This is a genomic window from Halorubrum sp. F4 (assembly GCF_027257195.1).
GTDB lineage: Archaea > Halobacteriota > Halobacteria > Halobacteriales > Haloferacaceae > Halorubrum.
In genome coordinates this window covers 1-20200 of the sequence record NZ_JAPDFS010000020.1, presented here as the reverse complement: position 1 = coordinate 20200, position 20200 = coordinate 1, and the positions used below count along the sequence as shown (strand labels likewise).

Here is a 20200-nt window from a genome sequence, read left to right as displayed (position 1 = left end):
GTCGCGGCAGACGTCGGCGAGGACGGTCGTGGCCCGGTCCAGCTCGGAGAGCGGGAGCCGCTCGTCGGGCGCGTGGTCCAGCTCGGAGTTCCCCGGGCCGTAGGTGACCATCGGACAGTCCCACTCGGCCGCGAAGAGGTTCATGTCGCTCGTCCCGGTCTTCCGGAGGAGGCGGACGTCGCCGCCGGCTCCCCGGATCGCCACGCGGAACGCCCGCGCGAGGTCGGTCCGGGGGCTCTCCATCACCGGCGGGATCGGTTCCTTCCAGTGGACCGATCCGGTCGAAAGCTCCGCCTCCGCGAGCTCGTGGACCTCGTCGACGGTCCGCGAGGGCGGCACCCGGAGCTGCACGTCCATCGCGGCCTCGACGGCGAGCCCGTCGTCGGTCAGTCCGCCGTCCACGGAGACGGGTTTCGTCGTCACCTGCTCGAAGACGGGCGTCTCCGGGTCCGCCGGCGTGAACGCCTCCTCGACGCCGTGCCACCAGTCGATCGCGTGCTGGATCGCGTTGGGCTCCGGACGCGAGGAGTGACCCGACTCGCTGGTGTTGACGTACGTCCCCGAGAGGAAGCCGCGATAGCCGAGCGTGACGCCGTTCCAGCCCGACGGCTCGCCGTTCACCACCGCATCGGGCGCGTCGCGCTCCGCGACGAGATGGCGCGCCCCCCGCGATCCGGTCTCCTCGCCGACGACCCCCGCGAAGGAGACGCCGGTCTCGACGGCGGCGACCGCCATCGCGACGAGCGGCCCGGTCGCGTCGACCGATCCCCGTCCCCACAGCACGGGCTCGCCCGGCTCGCCCACCTGAACGTCGCTCGCGCCGAGGTCGTCGACGTCGGCGGGGGCCGAGCACACCTCGACCGGGATGTCGCCGGGGACGGTGTCGATATGCGAGGTCAGAAGCACCGCGTCGTTCGCGGGCGCGCGAACGTTCCCGACCTCGTCGGTCCACGCCTCGCGGCCGTTGGCCTCGAAGAAGTCGACGAGGCGCTCCGCGGCCGCCGCCTCCTCGCCGGAGGGCGAGGGGATCGACACGAGGTCGTACAGCAGCTTGCGGGCCGGCGTGTCACAGGCCTCCGGGTAGCCGCCGCCGGCGACGACGTCGGTGCCGGCATCGTCGGTACCGTGGTTTTCGCCGGTTTCGTGGCCTTCGCCGTCGTCGCCGCCGACGGGAGGTTCCTCGGCGTTCCCGGCCGCGTCGGTCGACTCCGCCGAGTCGGGAGCGGCGGTCACGCGACCACCTCCTCGAGCGCGTCGACGACCGTGTCCACGTGCTCTCGCTCGACCGTCAACGGCGGGAGCAGCCGCAACACGGTGCGGCCCGCCGGCAGCGCGAGGATCCCGTGGTCGATCGCGAGGTCGCGGAGCAGCCGATTGGAGCCGCGTTTCACCTCGATCCCGACCATCAGGCCCTCGCCGCGGACCTCGCGGACGTCGTCGCCGAGACGGGTCTCGATCTCGCTCCGAAGGTACGACCCGACGTCGGCCGCGTGGCCGGCGAGCCCCTCGCGCTCGATCACGTCGAGGGTCGCGCCGGCCGCCGCCGAGACGACGGGACCGCCCGAAAAGGTCGAGCCGTGATCCCCGGCGTCCTCGGCGATCCAGTCGCGACACAGCGTCGCGCCGATCGGGAGCCCGCTCGCGAGCCCCTTCGCCGTCGTGAGCACGTCGGGAGTCACGCCGTGGCGCTCGGCGGCCCACATCGAGCCGGTCCGGCCGAGCCCGGTCTGGATCTCGTCGAGGACCATCGCCGCACCCGCCTCCTCCGTGGCCTCGCGCACCGCGTGGAGGTAGTCGGTCGAGGCCGGGTTGATGCCGCCCTCCCCCTGGAGGGGTTCCAAGATCACGGCGGCGGTCTCCTCGTCGACGGCCTCGCGCATCGCCTCCTCGTCGCCGTACTCGACGAACTCGACGCCGCCGGCGAGCGGCGCGAACCCCTGCTTGTACTTCGCCTTCCAGGTGGTCGCGAGCGCGCCCATCGTCCGGCCGTGGAAGCCCTGGGTCGTCGCGACGATCCGCTCGCGACCGGTCGCGTGCCTCGCGAACTTCAGGGCTGCCTCGTTGGCCTCGGTCCCGGAGTTACAGAGCCAGACGTCGTTGACGTTCCCCGGGGCCACCTCGGACAGCTGCTCGTACAGCGCGGTCCGTGCCGCGTGCGGGTACGACGCCTGGACGTAGATGAGCTCCTCCAGCTGGCCCGTCGCGGCGTCGACGACCTCGGGGTGACAGTGGCCGACGGGGGTACACGCGTAGCTCGCCCCGAAGTCGAGGTACTCGTTTCCGTTCGTGTCGGTGAGGTACACCCCGTCGCCCGAAGCGATCTCGATCGGCTTCTCCGAGAAGACGAAGCCGCTCATGCGTCGACCGCCTCCGTGTCCTCGGCGTACTCCTCGAGCGCCGACCGCTCGATCGTCGTTCCCGAGCCGCCGAGCGCGGCGAGGATCGGGTCGTCGGCGTTCGCGTCCGCGACGACGACGCGGCCGGAGCCGCCCGAGAGCGCCTCCTTCGCGGCCATCACCTTCTTGCCCATGAACCCCTCGGCGGCCCCCTCGAGGACCGCGAGCTCCTCGGGCGTCGCCGCCGACTCGATCAGCGTGTCGGGGTCCTCGGGGTCGGCGTAGACCCCGGTCACGTCGGTCAACAGGACCAGGTCCGCGTCGAGCGCGCCCGCGACGGCCGCGGCCGCGCGGTCGGCGTCGGCGTTGACGGGCGTCACGCCGCCGTCGCTTTCGTTCCCCTCCATCGGAGGCGAGACGACGGGGGTGTAGCCGTCCGCGAGCAGGCCGGCTAGCAGGTCGGCGTTCACCGACTCGATCGTTCCGGAGTGCTCGCCGCGGCGGATCTTCCGTTTGCCGTCCTCGACCACGCGGACCGCCGACTTGCGGGGTCCGGAGAGGAGCCCGCCGTCGACGCCCGAGAGGCCGACCGCGTCGACGCCGGCCTCGCGGAACAGCGCCGTCAGCTCGGTGTTGAGCTTGCCGGCCATCGACATCGTGAACGCCTCCATCGCGTCGGCGTCGGTGAACCGGCCGGTGACGTCGGAGGCGGACTCGACGTACTCCGGCTCCATGCCCAGCCGCTCGATGGTCTCGTCGACGACCGTCGAGCCGCCGTGGACGACGACCACGTCGCGGCCGTCGTCGACGAGGTCGGCGACGTCGCCGACCGCGCCGGCCGGGTCGACCGCCTTCGCGCCGCCGATCTTGACGACCACGGGCGGTTCGGCGGCCGACGACTCACCGGCCGACGGTTCGTCGTCGGCTGCGCTTCCGGTTTCGTTCATGGCGACCCCACGGGATGAAGCCCCCCGAACTCCAGGCCGGCGGTCTCGGGCAGTCCGAGCGCGACGTTCGCCGCGTGGACCGCCTGTCCGGCGGAGCCCTTGGTCATGTTGTCGATCGCCGAGAAGACGACGACGCGCCGGTTGCCGGGGTCGAGCTCGAAGCCGACCTCGCCGTAGTTCGTGCCGGCGACCGACTTCGGCTCGGGGTAGCGGTAGACGCCGCCACCGCCGGAGACGACCCGCATGAACGGTTCGTCGGCGTACGCGCCGCGGTATCCCTTCCAGAGGTCCGCCTTCGAGACGGGCTCGTCGGGGAAGACGTGACAGGTCGCCGACGCGCCGCGGACCATGTCGACCGCGTGGACGGTGAAGGAGACGGACAGCCCGAGATAGGCCTCGATCTCCGCCTCGTGACGGTGTCCCGTCGGCGCGTACGGCCGCACGACGCCCGAGCGCTCCGGGTGCGAGGAGGCCGCGCCGCCGCCCGCGCCGCCCTCCGAGGATCCGACCTTCACGTCGACGACGACCTCGCCGGTCTCGGGACCGAGCACGCCCGCGTCGACCAGCGGTTTCAGGCCGAGGATCGTCGCGGTCGCGTTACAGCCGCCGCCGGCGATCAGGTCCGCGCCGGGGAGGTTCTCGCGGTTGAGCTCGGGGAGCGCGTACTCCGCGCGCTCGAGGTACTCGGGCGACTCGTGGCCGTCGTACCACTCGTCGTAGGCCTCCGCCTCGGGCAGCCGGAAGTCGGCCGAGAGGTCGACGACCGTGTCCGCGACCTCGAAGTACTCGTCGACGCGTCCCATCGAGACGCCGTGTGGCGTCGCCGAGAAGAGCACGTCGACGGACTCGAGGTCGTCGGGGTCCGAGAAGCGCAGGTCGAGCCCCCGGAGATTGGGGTGTGACCGCCCGACGGTCATGTTGTCCGCCGACCGCGACGTGGCCTGGACGACCTCGAAGTTCGGGTGGGACGCGAGGATCCGCAACAGCTCGCCGCCGGTGAATCCGGTGCCGCCGACGACGCTCGCGGTGTAGGTCTCGGCGCGATCCCCGTCCGTGTCGACCGCGGCGGTCGTTCCGCTCATGCGACGACCTCGTCGGCGTCCGAGTCGCCTTCTCCGTCGGCGTCGGCCGCGAACGCCTCGGCTTTCGTCTCCAGCCAGTCGACGACCCGCGCGGGGACGTCGACCTCGCTGGCCTCGGTGAGCGCCTTGAACTCCACCGTGTGGTTCACCTCGTGGACGGTGTACTCGCCGGAGCCCTCGCCGCCGACCTCCATCAGGTCGACGCCGAGCATGCCGCCGCCGACCGCCTCGGAGGCTTTCTCGACCAGTTCGAGCGCCCGGTCGTCGAGGTCGAACTCCTCGGTCGTCCCTCCCTTCGCGGCGTTCGTGAGCCAGTGGTCCGACGAGCGCGTCATCGCGGCGATCGGCTCGCCGTCGACCGCCACCACGCGAACGTCGCGGCCGGGCTTGTCGACGAACTCCTGGACGTAGAACACCTTGTGCTCGTAGTGACCGAGCGTCTCCTTGTGTTCTAAGATCGCCTCGGCGGCGCTCCGGGTGTCGATCTTCGCCATCAACCGGCCCCACGAGCCGACGACGGGCTTGAGCACGCAGGGATAGCCGAACGACTCGATGGCCTCCATCGCGGCCTCCTTCGTGAACGCGACCTCCGTCGCGGGCGTGGGAACGTCCGCCTCCGCGAGCGCGAGCGAGTTCTTCGCCTTGTCCGCACAGACGTCGCCCGTCTCGGGACTGTTCACCACCGGAACGCCGTAGCTGTCGAGGAACTTCGTCGCGTACAGCGACCGGCTCGTGGAGAGACACCGGTCGACGACGATGTCGAGGTCGGCGACGTTCGCCGTCGTCGACTCCAGCCCGAACCGCTGTTTGCGCACGTCGATCTTCTCGATCTCGTGGCCGCGGTCGCGGAGCTCCTCCAACAGGAGCTTCTCGTCGCGGCGGATCCGCGAGTAGAGGATCCCTATGCGCATGTCGACCACTCGCGTGTCGCGGTCGTGGCGATCGTCACCATCTACTCCCCCCAGTCCTCCTCGAGTTCGGGGGCCTCCTCCAGCGTGACGGGGTCGAGCGAGATGACCTCCAGTTCGGTCCCGGTGACCGGACTGTCGATTATCTCGCCGACCTCGACGTCGGCCGGAAGCTCGATCTCCTCGCCCGTGATCGGGTCCTCTGCCAGCACTGGTTCGGTATCGGTCGTCATCGTGAACGATACTCGCCGCCGATAAAACATAAACCCTTCGAACTTATAATCTAGTTTACACTACGTGGAGGGCACTCTAACGGTACAGGAAGGCAACGAACGAGCCGTGTGAAATCCGATGACAGATTTCAGTAATTAATTGTCCCCTCGCGGGGACGGCGGCGATCGCGGCGGTCGCGGCGGCTGCCGGACCTTCCGGCACCGCCGAGGACGCCGACACTGCCGGAACCGCTGAAGCGTCGATCCCGCGTCACGGACCGATTCAGACATACGTCGCCACCTCCGCCTCCAGCCGGTCTGTCGCGGCCGCGAGCGCGTCGCGACGCGCCGAAAGCGTGTCGGCGTCGTCGTCGATCCTTGCCTCGCTCGCCGCGAGCGCCTCGGCGACCGCGTCGGGGGCGGGCCCGCCGCGAGAGTCGCGGCTCGCGACGCTGTGGGCGGGGTCGAGCGCGGCCTCCATCTCCTCGCTGCTCACGTACGCCGAGAGGGGCTCACCCGTGATCTCCCGTGCGGCCTCGTCAACTTTTGCGGCCGCGGTCGCCGGCGCGTCGTCGTCGATCGATTCGGCGGCGGCCGCGACGATCTCGTGGGCGGTCCGGAAGGGCATTCCGCCCATAGCGAGCAGGTCGGCGACGCCCGTCGCCGTCGAGAAGCCCTCGCCGGCGGCCGAAGCGAGGTCCTCGACCGCCCAGTCGGCGGTCGCGACCGCGCCGGCGGCGACCTCGGCGGCCTCCCGCACGTCGTCGACGATCTCAAACACGCTCGCGTGCGCGCGCTGGAGGTCGCGGTTGTACGCCCGCGGCAGTCCCTTCAGAAGCGAGAGCGTCCCGGTCGCCTCGCCGATCGCGTCGCCGGCGACGCCGCGGGTCAACTCCAGCGTGTCGGGGTTCTTCTTCTGGGGCATGATCGAGGAGGTGGAGGAGTAGTCGTCGGACAGCTCCACGAACCCCTTGTTCGAGAAGACGATCAGGTCCTCGGCGAGCCCGGACAGCGTCGTCGAGAGCGTCGCGCAGGCGGTCGCCCCCTCCGCGAGGAAGTCGCGCGCGGAGGCGGCGTCCATCGAGTTATGGACGAGGCCGTCGAACCCGAGCAGGTCGGCGGTGCGATCGCGGTCGACGTCGAACGGCGTGCCCGCGAACGCGGCCCCGCCGAGCGGCGAGCGGTTCGTCCGGTCGTACGCCCCGAGCAGGCGCTCGGTGTCGCGGGCGATCCCGCCCTCGTACGACAGCAGGTAGTGGCCGACCGTCGTGGGCTGGGCCGGCTGGAGGTGGGTGTACCCCGGCATCACCGTCTCAGCGTGCTCGCTCGCCGCTCCGACGAGCGCCTCCCGCAGCGTCAGCGTCGCCTCGATCGCCGCGAGCAGGTCCTCGCGCAGGCGGTAGCGGATACACGTCGCCACCTCGTCGTTCCGCGAGCGCGCCGTGTGCATCCGGCCGCCGTCGGGACCGACCCGGTCGATGACGGCGGTCTCGATCGCCTCGTGGACGTCCTCGCCGTCGGGCAGTTCTCCGTGACCGGCGGCCTCCACGTCGTCGAGCGCCGTGAGGATCTCGCCGGCGACCGCGTCGTCGACGATCCCCTGCTCGGCGAGCATCACCGTGTGCGCGCGGTCGACCGCGAGGTCCGCCTCGAAGATCGCCGCGTCGGCGGCGAGGCTCGACAGGAACTCGCGGGCTGGGCCACCGCTGAAGCGGTCGCGGCGAACGGCCGTCTCGGAGGCGTCCTCGTCGGTCATCTATTCGTCGTCCTGAGAGCCGCCGTCGGCCGCGAGCTCGACGCCCTTCCCGGCCTTCACGCTGTTGGCGAGGCGCTCCTGGAGCCCGTGGTACTTCGCGACGCCCGTGGCGTCCTCCTGGGCGATGCCGGCGACGTCCTCGGTGTTGAAGGAGGCCATCTCCTCGGAGTACACCGCGTACTCGGAGTCGCGCGCGACGACGCGGCAGTTGCCGCCGGAGACCTTCACGGTCGCCGTGCCGGTCACCACGTCCTGGGTCTCGTCGATGAAGGCGTTCAGCGCGTCGACGACGGGCGCGAAGACGAGCCCCTGGTAGGCCTTTTCGGACCACTCGTGTTCGATACCCTTCTTGAACGACCGCTCGTTCTTCGTGAGGACGAGGTCCTCGAGCGCCTGATGGGCGGTGAGCAGGACCGTCGCGGCCGGGTGCTCGTAGTTCTCGCGCACCTTCAGCCCGAGCATGCGGTCCTCCATCACGTCGGTGCGGCCGATCCCGTAGCCGCCCGCGTACTCGTTGAGGTGCTGGATGAGCGGGACGGGGTCCATCGCCTCCCCGTCGACGGCGACCGGGACGCCCTCCTCGAAGGTGACCTCGATGGTCGTCTCGCCCTCGGGCTCCGCGGTCCACTCGTAGATGTCCTCCGGCGGCTCGTAGTTCGGGTCCTCCAGCTTGCCGCCCTCGACCGCGCGCGACCAGATGTTCTCGTCGATGGACCAGACGCCGCCGTCGCCGGCCTCGACGGGCAGGTCCTTCTCGGCGGCGTACTCGATCTCCCACTCGCGGGTGAGCCCGAGCTCGCGGACGGGCGCGATGACCTCGAGGTCGGAGCCGCGCCAGACGGCCTCGAACCGGAGCTGGTCGTTCCCCTTGCCCGTACAGCCGTGTGCGATGGCGTCACAACCCTGCTCCTCGGCGACCCCGAGGATCGCCTCGGCGATGACGGGGCGGGCGAGCGCGGTCCCGAGCGGGTACCCCTGATAGGTGGCGTTCGACTTCACCGCGTCGAAACACAGGTCGGCGAACTCCTCCTTCGCGTCGACGACGTGGAGGTCGAGCCCCAGCGCCTCCGCGGTCTCCTCGGCCTCGTCGAACTCGTCGGTCGGCTGGCCGACGTCGACGTTGACGCCGATGACCTCGTCGTAGCCGTACTCCTCTTTCAGGATCGGTACGCAAACCGTGGTGTCGAGTCCCCCGCTGAACGCGAGTGCAACGCTCGTCATTACCGGGATAGAACCACCTTACGCCCTTAAATTCATCGATTTAGAAATCGCAATAATCTCGCGGATCCGACGCTCGCGAACGATATGGAGACGACTCTTCGGGACGAAACGGCGCGAACGCGACGAGTGAGACGTGTGGCCTCAGGGGGCCGGTCGTCGCGCCGCGCCGGAAACCGGTCGCGGCGGTCGGACTGCTCGTCGCGGTCGCGGGACTCGTCGCTGTCGGAAGAGGGCGGGGTCACGACGAGCCTCCGCGGTCATCACTAGGACGTAATTCCGTTCCCGAATAAAAAGGTTCCGTAACCGTTCCGAACGAGGTCAGATCGTCTCGCGGTACGCCCCCAGCGTCTCCTCGACGTCCTCCTCGGTGTGTGCGTAGGAGGTGAACTGACACTCGAACTGGTTGGCGGTGAGGAAGACGCCACGGTCCTTCATCTCCTGCCAGAACACTCGCTCCCAGCGGTCCGTGGCGGCGTTCGCCACGTCGGCACCCGTCTTCGGACAGGCGCCGTAGCGGTCGCAGTCGGGGTTCTGCCGACAGCCACCCGCACAGCAGGCGTCGACGTCGTCGGGGGCCTCGCGGGTGAAGACCGTCTTGAACATCGAGTCGGTGCCGACGACGGTGTACTCGGGCGCTCGCTCGGCACAGATCTCGGCGATCCCCTCGCGGAGCTTCCGGCCGAGCCGGTTCACGTGCTCGTACACGTCGTTCTCGGCCGCGTACTCCAGGGTGGCCTTCCCCGCGGCCATCGTGACGGGGTGTCCGGAGAAAGTGCCCGACTGGAAGACGCCGCCGGCGGGAGTGAACTCCTCGATCACGTCCGCCCGGCCGCCGATCGCGCCGACCGGGAACCCGCCGCCGATTATCTTCCCGAAGGTGGTGACGTCCGGGGTGACGCCGAACTTCGACTGCGCGCAGCCCAGCCCGCCCACGCGGAACCCGGTGATCACCTCGTCGAAGACGAGGAGCGACCCGTGGTCGTCACAGAGGTCCCGGAGCGTCCCGTGGTAGCCGTCGATCGGCATCACGATCCCGGTGTTCGCGAGGATCGGCTCGACGAGCACCGCGGCGATGTCGTCGCCGTGTTCCGCGAACACCTCCTTCGCGGCCGCGGGATCGTTGAACGGGATCGGCAGGGTGTGTTCGGCGAACGACTCGGGGATCCCCGCCGTCGACGGGCGAGGGTTCTCGGGGCCACCCTCGACGAGCGTCGACTCCTGAGCGCCGTGGTATCCCCCCTGCATCACGACGATCTTGTCGCGGCCGGTGTGGCCACGCGCGAGCCGCACCGCGGAGACGGTCGCCTCCGTTCCCGAGTTGACGAACCGGATCGACTCGACGCTCGGGACGTGGCGCGCCACGAACTCGGCGTGTTCGACCTCGACCTCCGTCGGTGCGCCGTACATCGGCCCGGCGGCGACGTGCGACTGGATCGCGGCCTCGACCGGTCCGGGCAGGTCGTGGCCGTACAGGAGCGGTCCGTACCCCATCACCCAGTCGACGTACCGGTTGCCGTCGGCGTCGATCACGTGGCCGCCGTCGCCGCGCTCGATGAAGAACGGGTGCGGCATCGTCGCCCGGACGGAGGAGTTGACCCCGCCCGGCATGACCGACAGCGCGCGGTCGTACAGTCCGCGGGAGCGCTCGTGGTTCATGCATGGCGGTTCGACCGCCCCGTGGAAAGGTGTTACCGAGTCGGTCGATCCCTCCCCCTTCCTGCCGTCCGAGAGCTTACATCCCCTCGCTGTCGCGAAGCATTATCACGCCGCTGGCCAGCATGAGCAGCGCGAGCACGACCATCCCGAGGTCCCACGGCATCGCCGCGGTCATCGTCGCGTCGCCGCCCATGCCTCCCATCGTGCCGCCCCCATCACCCATCGCTCCGCCGTTCATGCCGCCCCCGTCCACGTCGCCTCCGGTCATTCCACCCGTGATGCCGGTCGCCAGCGCCGCCTGGTTGGCGAGCATGACGACGGCGTACGCGAGCATCAGCCCCCCGCTCGTCGGATCGTCGAGGGGGACGGCCGGCGCGAGGAGGAGGGCGCCGTGGACGACGACCACGACGCCGAGCCCGATCATGAGCCACGCGGTCGCCGTCATCCGCGTCGCCCCGAGCGCGCTCGCGAGCGAGTAGCCCCCGGAGGCGAACGCGATCGCCGCGCCGTACAGCCGAGCCTCTGAGACCATGCGGTACGTGGCGACGGCGAGGACAAAAGCGTTGGTCGGTCGTGTGTCGATTTCGCGGGAGAGTCGCCCCGCACGAAAGCCGCCGCAACCCCGGTCTACACCGCCTCCGGGCCGGTCGTACCGGTGCGGACCTGCAGCGCGTCCTCGACGGGCATGACGAAGACCTTGCCGTCGCCGGGCTCGCCGGTCTTCGCGGCGTCGGCGATCGCATCCGCGACCTCGTCGGCCGGGATGTCGGCGACGACGACCTCGATCTTCACCTTCTGGTGGAGGTCGACCGTGAACTCCTCGCCGCGCCACTGGCCCGTCTTCGCGGGCTGGCTGCCGCGGCCGGAGACGTTCGTCACCGTCAGCGAGGGCGCGTTGACCTCCGCGAGCGCCTGCTTGATGGCGCCGAGCTTGTCGGGGCGGACGACCGCGGTGACCATCTTGATGTCCGCGCCGGCCTCCTCGCCGCCGTCGGCGCGCGGGGAGTCGGTCGTGGTGTCGACCACGCGGCCGCCGTCGGTGGTGACCGAGGGCTTGCCGAACTCGGGGTACGTCTCGACGCCGTGTTCGCTGACGTCGAGCCCGTCGCGTTCGTGCTCGGGCGTGACGCGGGCCTGGCCGATAGCCTTGAACGCGCCGAAGACGGCGGCGGTCGCGGCGACCGTCCAGACCGTGATGACGGCGACGCCGATCACCTGCGAGACGAGGAGGCTCGTGGAGAAGCCGTCGACGTGAACGAACGGCAGCGCGAGCACGCCGATGACGCCCGCGGAGCCGTGGACGGGGAACACCGCACAGACGTCGTCGATCTTCATCCGATCGGAGACGAAGTCGAACACGAGCGGGAGCTGGAGGCCGCAGACGAGCGCGACCAGGATCGCGCCCCACCACGTGACGAGGTCCGCGATGCCCGTGACGCCGACGAGACCGGCGAGCAGGCCGTTCGCGACGTACAGCGTGTCGACCTTCTTCGAGAGGTAGAGCGAGGCGAGCGCCGCGCCGACTCCGCCCGCGGCCATCCCGAGCGTCGTCGCCAGCGAGACGCGGCCGACGGCGGCGTAGCCGCCGAGGGCGAGCTCGCCGCCCTCGGTGACCGAGAACACGGTGGCTGTCGTCCCGACGTTGAAGCCGTACCAGCCGAACGCCAGAACCAGGGTACCGAGCACCGCGAACGTCATCGAGTGACCGGGGATGACGTTCGTGGAACCGTCCCCGGCGTAGCGGTCCATCCGCGGACCGATCACGTACGCCGCGGTGAGACCGGCGATGCCGCCGACCCCGTGAACGATCATTCCGCCCGCGAAGTCGGTGAATCCGAGCCCCGCCCCGCCGAGGAAGCCGCCGCCCCAGGTGACGCCCGCGACGACGGGGTAGATGACCGCCGAGAGGGCGATCGTGTACCCGACGTACGCGCGGAGCTTGGCCCGGCCGGCCACCGCCCCGGAGACGATGGTCGCCGCCGTCATCGCGAAGACGGCACCGAACAGCCAGCTGTTGACCCAGCTACCGTCGCCGAGCGCCGCGGCCGAGGAGAAGCCGCCGCCGCCGGCGACGCCCTCGATCCCGAAGCCGACCAGGAAGTACACGAGGACGCCGACGCTCCACGTGAGCAGGTTCTTCGTGAGCTGGTTTGCGACGTTCTTCGCACGTACCTGCCCCGCCTCGAGCATCGCGAAGCCGGCGTGCATGAAGAAGATGAGGAAACAGACCACCGCGACCCACATCAGGTTCACCCCTTCCGCGAGCACGCTCGGATCGATGCTCGCGAGGACGCCGGTCGTCACGCCGAACGCACCTCAACTAAACGTACGTCTACCATACGGTTCGATTCATTCGCGTTCATGTGTTGAATCACGTCTCCGGGTCGGGTATCAGTGATATATAAACGTTTGAGTTGAGTTTCACAATAAATTTCTCTAATAATACAGCCGATGTCAGATATAAGGACAACACTATGGTGTTTAAGGATGTATTCTCGCCGATCGTTCGGCAATCGTTGCGGAGAAACCGATCGGACATAGTGTAAGGGATTCGACTGTTATGGGAGGAAGGGCGGAGATCGGCCGCTGTCACGCCGGCCGCGACGCCTTCATGCGAATATTGCCGATCGGGAATTCGAAGCCATCACGCGATATCCGGTAGATCGGGGAGTAACGGGCGATACGACCGCTGTATGGGGAATGTTACGTTCGTACACCCGGTATCGCCGGGATCTCGAAGGGAAACGACCGATGACGGGCTACGCGGGGACGGCCGCCGCGGTCACTCCGGTTTCAGGCCCGCCCCTTCGACGCGCATCACGGCCTCTCCGTCGGCGAGGTTCGGCGCGTCGACGAGCCGGACGATCCGCTTGTTCCCCTTCGACTTGCGGAGGTACATCCGGAACGTGGAGGCGTGTCCGAGGATGTTGCCGCCGATCGCCTGGGTCGGGTCGCCGAAGTAGGAGTCGGGGTTCGACGCGACCTGGTTGGTGACGAGGATGGCGGTGTTGAACAGGTCACCGATGCGCATCAGGTCGTGGAGGTGTTTGTTGAGCTTCTGTTGACGATCCGCGAGCTCGCCCCGACCGACGTACTCGGCGCGGAAGTGCGCGGTCAGCGAGTCGACACAGACGATCCGGATGGGCCACTCGCCCTCCTCGTGTTCGCCCGCGAGCTCCTTGGCCTTCTCGGCCAGCAGGATCTGGTGGTTGGAGTTGAACGCCTTCGCGACGTGGATCTGATCGAGGAAGGCCTCGATAAGCTCCTCCATCGCCTCCTCGTCGTTCGGCGTCCCCTCGATCTCGCGTCGTTCCATCTCGTCCGCGAGGATCTCGTCGTCGAGTCCACGGACCATGTCGTCGATCCGCTCGGGACGGAAGGTGTCCTCGGAGTCGACGAAGATACAGCCGCCGTCGAGTCCGCCGTTCTCGTGGGACAGTTGTACGTTGACGGCCATCTGGTGGGTCACCTGCGACTTGCCGGACCCGAACTCGCCGTACACCTCGGTGATCGACTGCGTCTCGATGCCGCCGCCGAGGAGGTCGTCGACCTCCTCGATCTGCCAGGAGAGCTTGCCGATCTCCTGGCGGCGTTCGAGCACGGTCGCGCCCGTCTCGAACCCGCCGACGTCCGCCGCGTCGCGGGCGGCGTTGATGATGTCGGAGGCGGACGACTCGCCGATGTCGGCCGTGTTCGACATCTCGCCGGGGCTCGCCACCGCGATCGACTGGTAGCTCTCGAATCCGTTCTCGACGAGCTTGTCCGCGGTCGCCGGGCCGACTCCTGGGAGGTCCTCGAGTTCGTCTTCAGGCATGTACACCCGGCTTGTGCGGCTTCGGATATAAACCCTGGTTAACACCCTAGTGAAAGTGAATCGCGGTCGAACGGGGAGTGGATCTCGGAGTAACCGCTATCAGAATCCGACGCGGCGGACGTACCCCAGTTCGCGTATCTCGACGAGCAGCTCGCCGGGAAGCTCGGCGTCCGTGATCACGTACAGCTTGGGGTCGTCGGTGAACTCGGGATCGTCGCTCAACACCTGTCGGATCGGGACGCCGTGGTCCGCGAGGATCCCGGTGACTTCGGCGACGATCCCCGCCTCGTCCGCCGCGGCGACCTCGATCGTGAGGACGGTGAGGTCGAGGACGGGGGCCAGGTCCATCAGGCTCGGGATCGACGAGATGTTGGTGAAGATGCGTTTCAGTTCGGGATCATCGAGGATCGCGTCGGTCGTGGAGTCGACGACGCGCCGGTCGACGTCGAGCTCGCGAGCGATCCCCGTGTACGGGATCTCGATCCCGCCGGAGACGACTCGTCCCTCCTCGTTGACGGAGAATCCACGCTCCAGGAACAGCCGAATGACGGCCTGCTGGCTCGGGGATCCCTCGAACTTCTCGAGGATCTCGTCGAACATTCGTCCGTACGGGCGCCCGCCGCGGGCTTAAAAACGCGGGTCGGGGGTGACGGATCGCGGATCGGAGACGGTTCACTTCGGGACCGCGGCGTAGACGACGCCGAGGACGACGCCGTACAGCAGGTGCCCGACCGCGCTCAGCATGCTGACGTTGGGCAGCGGCGGGTTCGCGGGGGAACCCACGGCCGAGAGCCAGATCGGCATCACGACGACGGCGAGGACGGCCCAAACCACGAGACCGTAGGCCGCACCGGTTCCGACGGAGCGTTCCACGGTAGCGGCGAGGTCGGGTTTCGCGCCGACGAGCGCGGCGAACCCGACGCCGAGCACCGCGCCGTGGGACATGTGGATCACCCAGCCCAGGAACGGCGCTTCCGGCGGCGCGAGCCCGTACATCGAGGGGATCACGACCTCCAGAAGCGGAGCGGGGATGACGTACGCCATCACGAGCCCGAAGACGGCGCTGCCGACGAGCCCGCCGGCGACGCCCGCCTTCCAGTCGCCGGTCCCGGTCGATACCTCGGTCGTCGCCGTCGCGGATTCGGTTGCCATAGCGATCCGGTCGTCGACGGGTATCAGGTAATATATGCCGCAAGATGACGGCTCGAGCGCACGCCACCACAACGTATATATACGACAATGTTGGCCTCTCGCCGTTTTCCGTGGGTTCGGCGAGTTCGTTTCCCCACCCGGTTCCCTCGACCGCTTCCGCCGACCGTCTCCTCGACCGCTTCCGCCGACCACTTCCGCCGAGGTACCCGACCCCTTTTGGCCGATGCCGCCGAAGTCACGACCGTGTCAGAGTCGCCGCACCTGCGGTTCTTCCCGTACGAGGAGCCGTACCCGAACCAGCGCGAGGCGATGGACCGGGTCGCCAACGCGCTCTCTCGGGGCCAGGACGTGCTGTTCGAGGGCGCGCCGGGAACGGGGAAGACCCTCTCCGCGCTCGTGCCCGCGCTCGAGCACGCACGCGAGAACGATCGCACCGTCGTCATCACGACGAACGTCCACCAGCAGATGCGCCAGTTCGTCGAGGACGCCCGGGCGATCGCTCGGACCGAGCCGCTCCGGGCCGTCGTGTTCAAGGGGAAGTCGTCGATGTGCCACATCGGGGTCGACTACCAGGAGTGTCAGACCCTCCGGGACGCCACCCGATCGATGGTGGAGACGGAGTCGGAGAAGCTCGAACTCGAGCAGCGCCAGCGCGAACTGCTCGCGGAGAGCCGCGAGGGCGACGCCGGAGCCGCCGAGGCCCGCGAGGCCGTCATGGACGAGCTCGACGACCTCGAGGAGGAGCTCGACGAGTTCGAGGCGGCCAACGTCTGCGAGCGCTACCGAAACAACCTGACCCGGGACACGGACGGCTTCTTCGAGTGGCTCTTCGAGGACGTGCGGACGCCGGAGGACGTCTACGACTACGCCGAGGAGCGCGACCTCTGTGGCTACGAGCTGTTGAAGGAGGGAATGGAGGGAGTCGACCTCGTCGTGTGTAACTACCACCACCTGCTCGATCCGAACATCCGCGAGCAGTTCTTCCGGTGGATCGACCGCGACCCGTCCGAGATCGTCACCGTGTTCGACGAGGCGCACAACGTCGAGGACGCCGCCCGGGAGCACGCCTCCCGGTCGCTCACCGAGAACACCCTCGAGGCCGCCCTCGAGGAGCTCGCCGACAGCGACGACTCCCGAGCCGAACCCGCCGAGAACGTGCTCTCGACGTTCCGTGACGCCCTCGTCGACGCGTACGACGACGCGCTCGGCTTCGGCGCGCGCGAGTCCGTCGGCGAGAGCTGGGAGGACGTCTCGATCGCCAACGAGGACCGTCGCGACGACCTCACGCTCGCCTTTCTCGATCGGTACGAGGGCCGAGGGATCGACGCCGAGCTCGAGCTGGCCGTCCAGCTCGGGAAGGCGCTCGACGAGGAGTACGAGCGGGCCTACCGCGAGGGCGAGGCGACGAGTCGGGCGGAGTGCCGTACCCTCCAGGCCGCCCGGTTCGTCTCGACGTGGATGGAGGAGGGGACCGAACTCGGCCAGTATCCGGTCGTCTCCGTGCGCCGCGACGGCGGCACCGACGAGGTGTACGGCCGCGCCGAGCTGTACACGTGTATCCCGCGTGCGGTCACCTCGGCGCTGTTCGAGGAGGTCGCCGCCTCGGTGCTGATGAGCGCGACCCTCCGGCCGTTCGACGTGACGGAGGACGTACTCGGCGTGGAGGACGCCGCCACCCTCGCGTACGGGATGGGGTATCCGGTCGAGAACCGGCGGACGTACGCGGTCGACACGCCGCCGCTTTTCGCCTCCGAGCGAAACGACCCGGAGACCCAGGAGGCGGTGGCGGGACTGCTCCGCGACGCGATCCGGTTCACCCCGGGCAACACGCTCGTCTTCTTCCCGTCGTACGGCGAGGCCGAACGCTACTACGAGCGGCTCGGGGGCGACGGCGGGCTCGCCGGCGCGGACCTCGGATCGCTGTACCTCGACGGCTCGGGCGAGGACGAGGAGGAACTGCGCCGACGGTTCGTCGCGAGCGACGGCGCCGCGCTCTTCACCTCCCTGTGGGGGACGCTCGCGGAAGGGGTGAGCTTCGACGGCGACGACGCCCGCACGGTCGTCGTGGTTGGCGTCCCGTACCCACATCTCTCGGACCGGATGGAGGCGGTTCAGGACGCCTACGAGCGGGCGTTCGCCGACCGCGACCGCGCTCGCGACCCCGGCTGGGCGTACGCCGTCGAGATCCCGACGGTTCGAAAGACGCGGCAGGCGCTCGGACGGGTCGTCCGCGGCCCGGAGGACTTCGGCGTCCGGATCCTCGCCGACCGGCGGTACACGACCGCCGACATGGGGAAGTACTCCGTCCGCGGCGCGTTTCCGCCGGAGGAGCGCGAGGAGCTGCTCGACGTCGACCCCGGGAAGCTGAAGTTCGCGATGTTGAACTTCTACGGCGACCACGACGCCTACGGAGGATCGCCGCCGCAGCCGTGAACGGTCGCACACCCGAACTCGATCAGGCCGGGCGCGTCGAGAGCAGCAGCGCGATCCCGCCCAGAACGACGCCGACGAGGATCGTGACGGCGGCGTGGATGACCGTCATCACCGCGACGACCCGCGGCGGCTGTTCGTAGCTCCACCGGAACATGACGGCGTCGAGGAGGAACGCGACCGTCACGGTCACGGCCGCCGGGACGGCGAACCCGCCGCCGACGACGCTGACGGCGGCGGGAAGCGGACCCACGTAGAGCGCGCGCCGCGGGTCGACGTCGCCGAGGACGTTGCGGGCGGCCACGTGGGCGGTGACGGAGAGGAACAGCGCGAAGAGCAGGGTCGTCACCAACACCGACAGCGGCGTGGCCGTCTGAGCGGGCATACCCGGCGTAGGCGGCGGAGGCTAAAAGGACCGACGGGATCCGGCGGGCGGGGTGGCTCAATCAGTCGAGGAGACCGAGCCCCGACAGCTCCTCGACGATCACGTCCACGGCCGCGGCCGCGTCCGCCGGGTCGGTGCCGCCGGTGACGACGAGCTTGCCGCTGCCGAAGAGCAGCGCGACGACGTCGGGATCGTCGATACGGTAGACGAGTCCGGGGAACTGCTCCGGCTCGTACTCGATGTGCTCCAATCCGAGCCCGATGGCGATCGCGTTGAGGTTGAGGCTCTCGCCGAGGTCCGCGGAGGTGACGATGTTCTGAACCGTGATCTCGGGATCGTCCTCGATCGGGATGTCGAGGGCGCGGAGCTTCTCGAAGACGATGTCGAGGCTCTCGTGGACCGCCTCCGTCGAGTTCGCGCCGGTACAGACGATCTTCCCGGAGCGGAAGATGAGCGCCGCCGACTTCGGGTCCGTGGTCCGGTAGACGAGTCCGGGGAACTGCTCGGGGTCGTAGTCCGCACCCTCGAGGTCCATCGCGACGCTCTGGAGGTCGAGTTCCTGTCCGATCCCGGTAGAGGCGACGACGTTCTCTATCGTGATCGTGTCCTTCGGGTCGGCCATTCACCCGGACGTACGGCGGTCGGGATCTTAAAGCGGTCGGTAGCCGGGAACGATGACGGTGAGTGAAAAGCCGCGAGACGACTAATATAAGAATAAGAGAATACAATCTATTTTGATAGTATTTCACATGAGTGATCGATATCCGAAATCGGTAGCGGATCCCGTGGTGACGACGAGATTCACTCAACGATCGATAGCTGCCGGTTATCGGGCGTTTATGGCCCTAATACGGTGGAAAAGATATCTCCCCGATCGGACCCGGAGTTCTCGAGTCAGCGGGATGCTCGATCGAGAACACGGAGCGGAAAAGAGTGATAAACGGAGTAACGCGACGAATACCAGGTATTAACGGGATCTGGGTCCGATCGAGACGGCGATCAGCGCAGTAGCGAGAGTCCGTCGCCTATAATAGTCTATTTTTTGAATAATAACAGTAACCATACGTTATAATATGTTTTTGTCGTCGGGGGCGGCACACGGCAAGGATCCGTGTCTTTACACCAGTACTTTTGTAAAGAAAGGGATCGGATCGGACGTATGGACGACGCCGGATCCGGTTCGACGAGCAAGGTCGAGCGGACGATGGACGAGTACGGGCTCGACGGTTTCGGAGCGGAGCTCGAGGCGGCCTGGACGGGCGAGGACGGCGACCGGACGAGTCTCCGGTCGCTCGCCGAGGAGTTCAACCGAACCGTCCTCGGGGTGGCGATGCGAGAGGCTGACGGCTCGGCGTCGCGGTCCGACGTCGAGAGCGCCCATCGGACGCTCACGGACGACGACGTCCCGCGGTCGGAGGTGCTCCGCACGCGGCGGGAGCTCGACCGACGCGGGGTCGACGTCGACGCGGTCCTCGACGACTTCGTGAGCCACCAGACGATCCACACGTACCTCACGGCGGAGCGGGGCGCTCGCCCGCCGGACGAGAGCGTGGACCGGATCGAGGAACGACGCGAGACGATCGAACGGCTCGCGGGGCGGACGGAGGCGGTCACCGAGTCGGCCGTCGAGTCGCTCGCCGACGCGGACCGGCTCGCCGACCGCCCCTACGAGGTGTTCGTCGACGTTCGAGTGACCTGTGGTGCCTGCGGTACCGACTACCGGGCGGGGGAGTTGCTTCGGCGCGGCGGGTGTAGTTGTGCGGCCGAGTGAAAACGAGACACAAGTATTTAGCGGTAGGCCCATGTGTGCGTACACGATGGCACGGAGTGAAGTGGCACTGGAGTCCGTTCGGGTGCACGCACGAAACATCGGCGGAATCGACCGGACCACGGTCGACCTCTCGCCGGGTGTAACGCTCTTACGCGGACGAAACGCCACGCATCGGTCCTCGTTTCTACAGGCAGTCATGGCGGGGCTCGGAAGTACCCGCCCCTCCCTGAAGGGCGACGCCGACGAGGGAGAGGTAACGATCGACGTCGACGGAGAGACGTACTCACAAACGCTGACGCGACGCGACGGAACGGTCGTCTTCGAGGGGGAACCGTACCTCGACGATCCGACGGCCGCGGACCTGTTCGCGTTCCTGCTCGGCGACAACGAGGCGCGGGCGGCCGTCGCTCGGGGAGAGGACCTCCGGGAGGTGATCATGCGCCCGATCGACGTCGACGCGATCGAAGCGGCGATCGAGGATCGGACGCGCGAGCGGGACGCGATCGACGACCGGCTCGCCGACCTCGAGG

19 protein-coding genes are annotated in these 20200 nt (G+C 68.5%); 3 read left to right on the top strand and 16 right to left on the bottom strand.

The features are described from left to right. The 14 genes from OKW78_RS15790 to OKW78_RS15725 form a co-directional block, all read right to left on the bottom strand. Positions 1–1233, bottom strand: a 1233-nt coding sequence (locus OKW78_RS15790) for a [LysW]-lysine hydrolase (RefSeq protein ID WP_281196021.1), incomplete at its 3' end; no start/stop codon positions are given. Next, on the bottom strand, positions 1230–2357 hold the full coding sequence (locus OKW78_RS15785; protein ID WP_281196020.1) for an aspartate aminotransferase family protein: 1128 nt from the start codon (positions 2355–2357) through the stop codon (positions 1230–1232). The genes OKW78_RS15790 and OKW78_RS15785, both read right to left, overlap by 4 nt. After that, on the bottom strand, positions 2354–3283 hold the full coding sequence (locus OKW78_RS15780) for an acetylglutamate/acetylaminoadipate kinase (protein ID WP_281196019.1): 930 nt from the start codon (positions 3281–3283) through the stop codon (positions 2354–2356). Before OKW78_RS15780 ends, OKW78_RS15785 begins: the two co-directional genes overlap by 4 nt. Continuing rightward, the gene (gene argC / locus OKW78_RS15775; protein ID WP_281196018.1) at positions 3280–4365 is read right to left on the bottom strand and encodes an N-acetyl-gamma-glutamyl-phosphate reductase; all 1086 of its coding nucleotides are present in this window, start codon (positions 4363–4365) and stop codon (positions 3280–3282) included. Before argC ends, OKW78_RS15780 begins: the two co-directional genes overlap by 4 nt. After that, positions 4362–5276 carry a lysine biosynthesis protein LysX gene (gene lysX / locus OKW78_RS15770; RefSeq protein ID WP_281196017.1) on the bottom strand — a complete coding sequence of 305 codons (915 nt, stop codon included), beginning with the start codon at positions 5274–5276 and terminating at the stop codon, positions 4362–4364. The genes argC and lysX overlap by 4 nt, the downstream gene beginning before the upstream one ends. A 41-nt stretch (positions 5277–5317) precedes the next feature. Continuing rightward, positions 5318–5506, bottom strand: coding sequence for a lysine biosynthesis protein LysW (gene lysW / locus OKW78_RS15765; RefSeq protein WP_122105675.1), 189 nt, complete (start codon positions 5504–5506; stop codon positions 5318–5320). 262 nt (positions 5507–5768) lie between these two features. Continuing rightward, the gene (gene argH / locus OKW78_RS15760; RefSeq protein ID WP_281196016.1) at positions 5769–7241 is read right to left on the bottom strand and encodes an argininosuccinate lyase; all 1473 of its coding nucleotides are present in this window, start codon (positions 7239–7241) and stop codon (positions 5769–5771) included. Beyond that, positions 7242–8462, bottom strand: coding sequence for an argininosuccinate synthase (locus OKW78_RS15755; protein WP_281196015.1), 1221 nt, complete (start codon positions 8460–8462; stop codon positions 7242–7244). It abuts the gene before it with no gap. Between the two features lie 318 nt (positions 8463–8780). Beyond that, the gene (locus tag OKW78_RS15750; RefSeq protein ID WP_281196014.1) at positions 8781–10118 is read right to left on the bottom strand and encodes a glutamate-1-semialdehyde 2,1-aminomutase; all 1338 of its coding nucleotides are present in this window, start codon (positions 10116–10118) and stop codon (positions 8781–8783) included. Between the two features lie 76 nt (positions 10119–10194). After that, entirely contained in the window at positions 10195–10650 is a 456-nt protein-coding gene (locus OKW78_RS15745; RefSeq protein WP_281196013.1) for a hypothetical protein, read from the bottom strand. A 95-nt stretch (positions 10651–10745) separates the two neighbouring features. Further along, positions 10746–12422, bottom strand: coding sequence for an ammonium transporter (locus OKW78_RS15740; protein ID WP_281196012.1), 1677 nt, complete (start codon positions 12420–12422; stop codon positions 10746–10748). A gap of 478 nt (positions 12423–12900) precedes the next feature. Beyond that, positions 12901–13932 (bottom strand): DNA repair and recombination protein RadA, encoded by a 1032-nt coding sequence (gene radA / locus OKW78_RS15735; RefSeq protein WP_281196011.1) that lies wholly within the window; start codon positions 13930–13932, stop codon positions 12901–12903. 99 nt (positions 13933–14031) lie between these two features. Then, entirely contained in the window at positions 14032–14532 is a 501-nt protein-coding gene (locus OKW78_RS15730; RefSeq protein ID WP_281196010.1) for an amino acid-binding protein, read from the bottom strand. A 72-nt stretch (positions 14533–14604) separates the two neighbouring features. Continuing rightward, positions 14605–15084, bottom strand: a complete 480-nt coding sequence (locus OKW78_RS15725) for a DUF6789 family protein (RefSeq protein WP_281196009.1) — start codon at positions 15082–15084, stop codon at positions 14605–14607. 243 nt (positions 15085–15327) lie between these two features. Here OKW78_RS15725 and OKW78_RS15720 point away from each other — a divergent pair, with 243 nt between their 5' ends. Further along, positions 15328–17517, top strand: a complete 2190-nt coding sequence (locus tag OKW78_RS15720) for an ATP-dependent DNA helicase (protein WP_281196008.1) — start codon at positions 15328–15330, stop codon at positions 17515–17517. 22 nt (positions 17518–17539) lie between these two features. Here OKW78_RS15720 and OKW78_RS15715 read toward each other — a convergent pair whose 3' ends face one another. Together OKW78_RS15715 and OKW78_RS15710 are read right to left on the bottom strand one after the other, a co-directional pair. Next, on the bottom strand, positions 17540–17899 hold the full coding sequence (locus OKW78_RS15715; protein ID WP_281196007.1) for a hypothetical protein: 360 nt from the start codon (positions 17897–17899) through the stop codon (positions 17540–17542). A gap of 61 nt (positions 17900–17960) precedes the next feature. Continuing rightward, positions 17961–18521, bottom strand: a complete 561-nt coding sequence (locus OKW78_RS15710) for a TATA-box-binding protein (RefSeq protein ID WP_281196006.1) — start codon at positions 18519–18521, stop codon at positions 17961–17963. A gap of 537 nt (positions 18522–19058) precedes the next feature. On the opposite strand from OKW78_RS15710, the gene rdfA reads away from it, so the two are divergent. Then, a complete protein-coding gene (rdfA, locus tag OKW78_RS15705; protein ID WP_281196005.1) occupies positions 19059–19670 on the top strand; it encodes a rod-determining factor RdfA in 612 nt (203 codons plus the stop codon). A 46-nt stretch (positions 19671–19716) separates the two neighbouring features. Next, the coding region (locus tag OKW78_RS15700) for an ATP-binding protein (RefSeq protein WP_281196004.1) at positions 19717–20200 on the top strand (484 nt) is incomplete at its 3' end.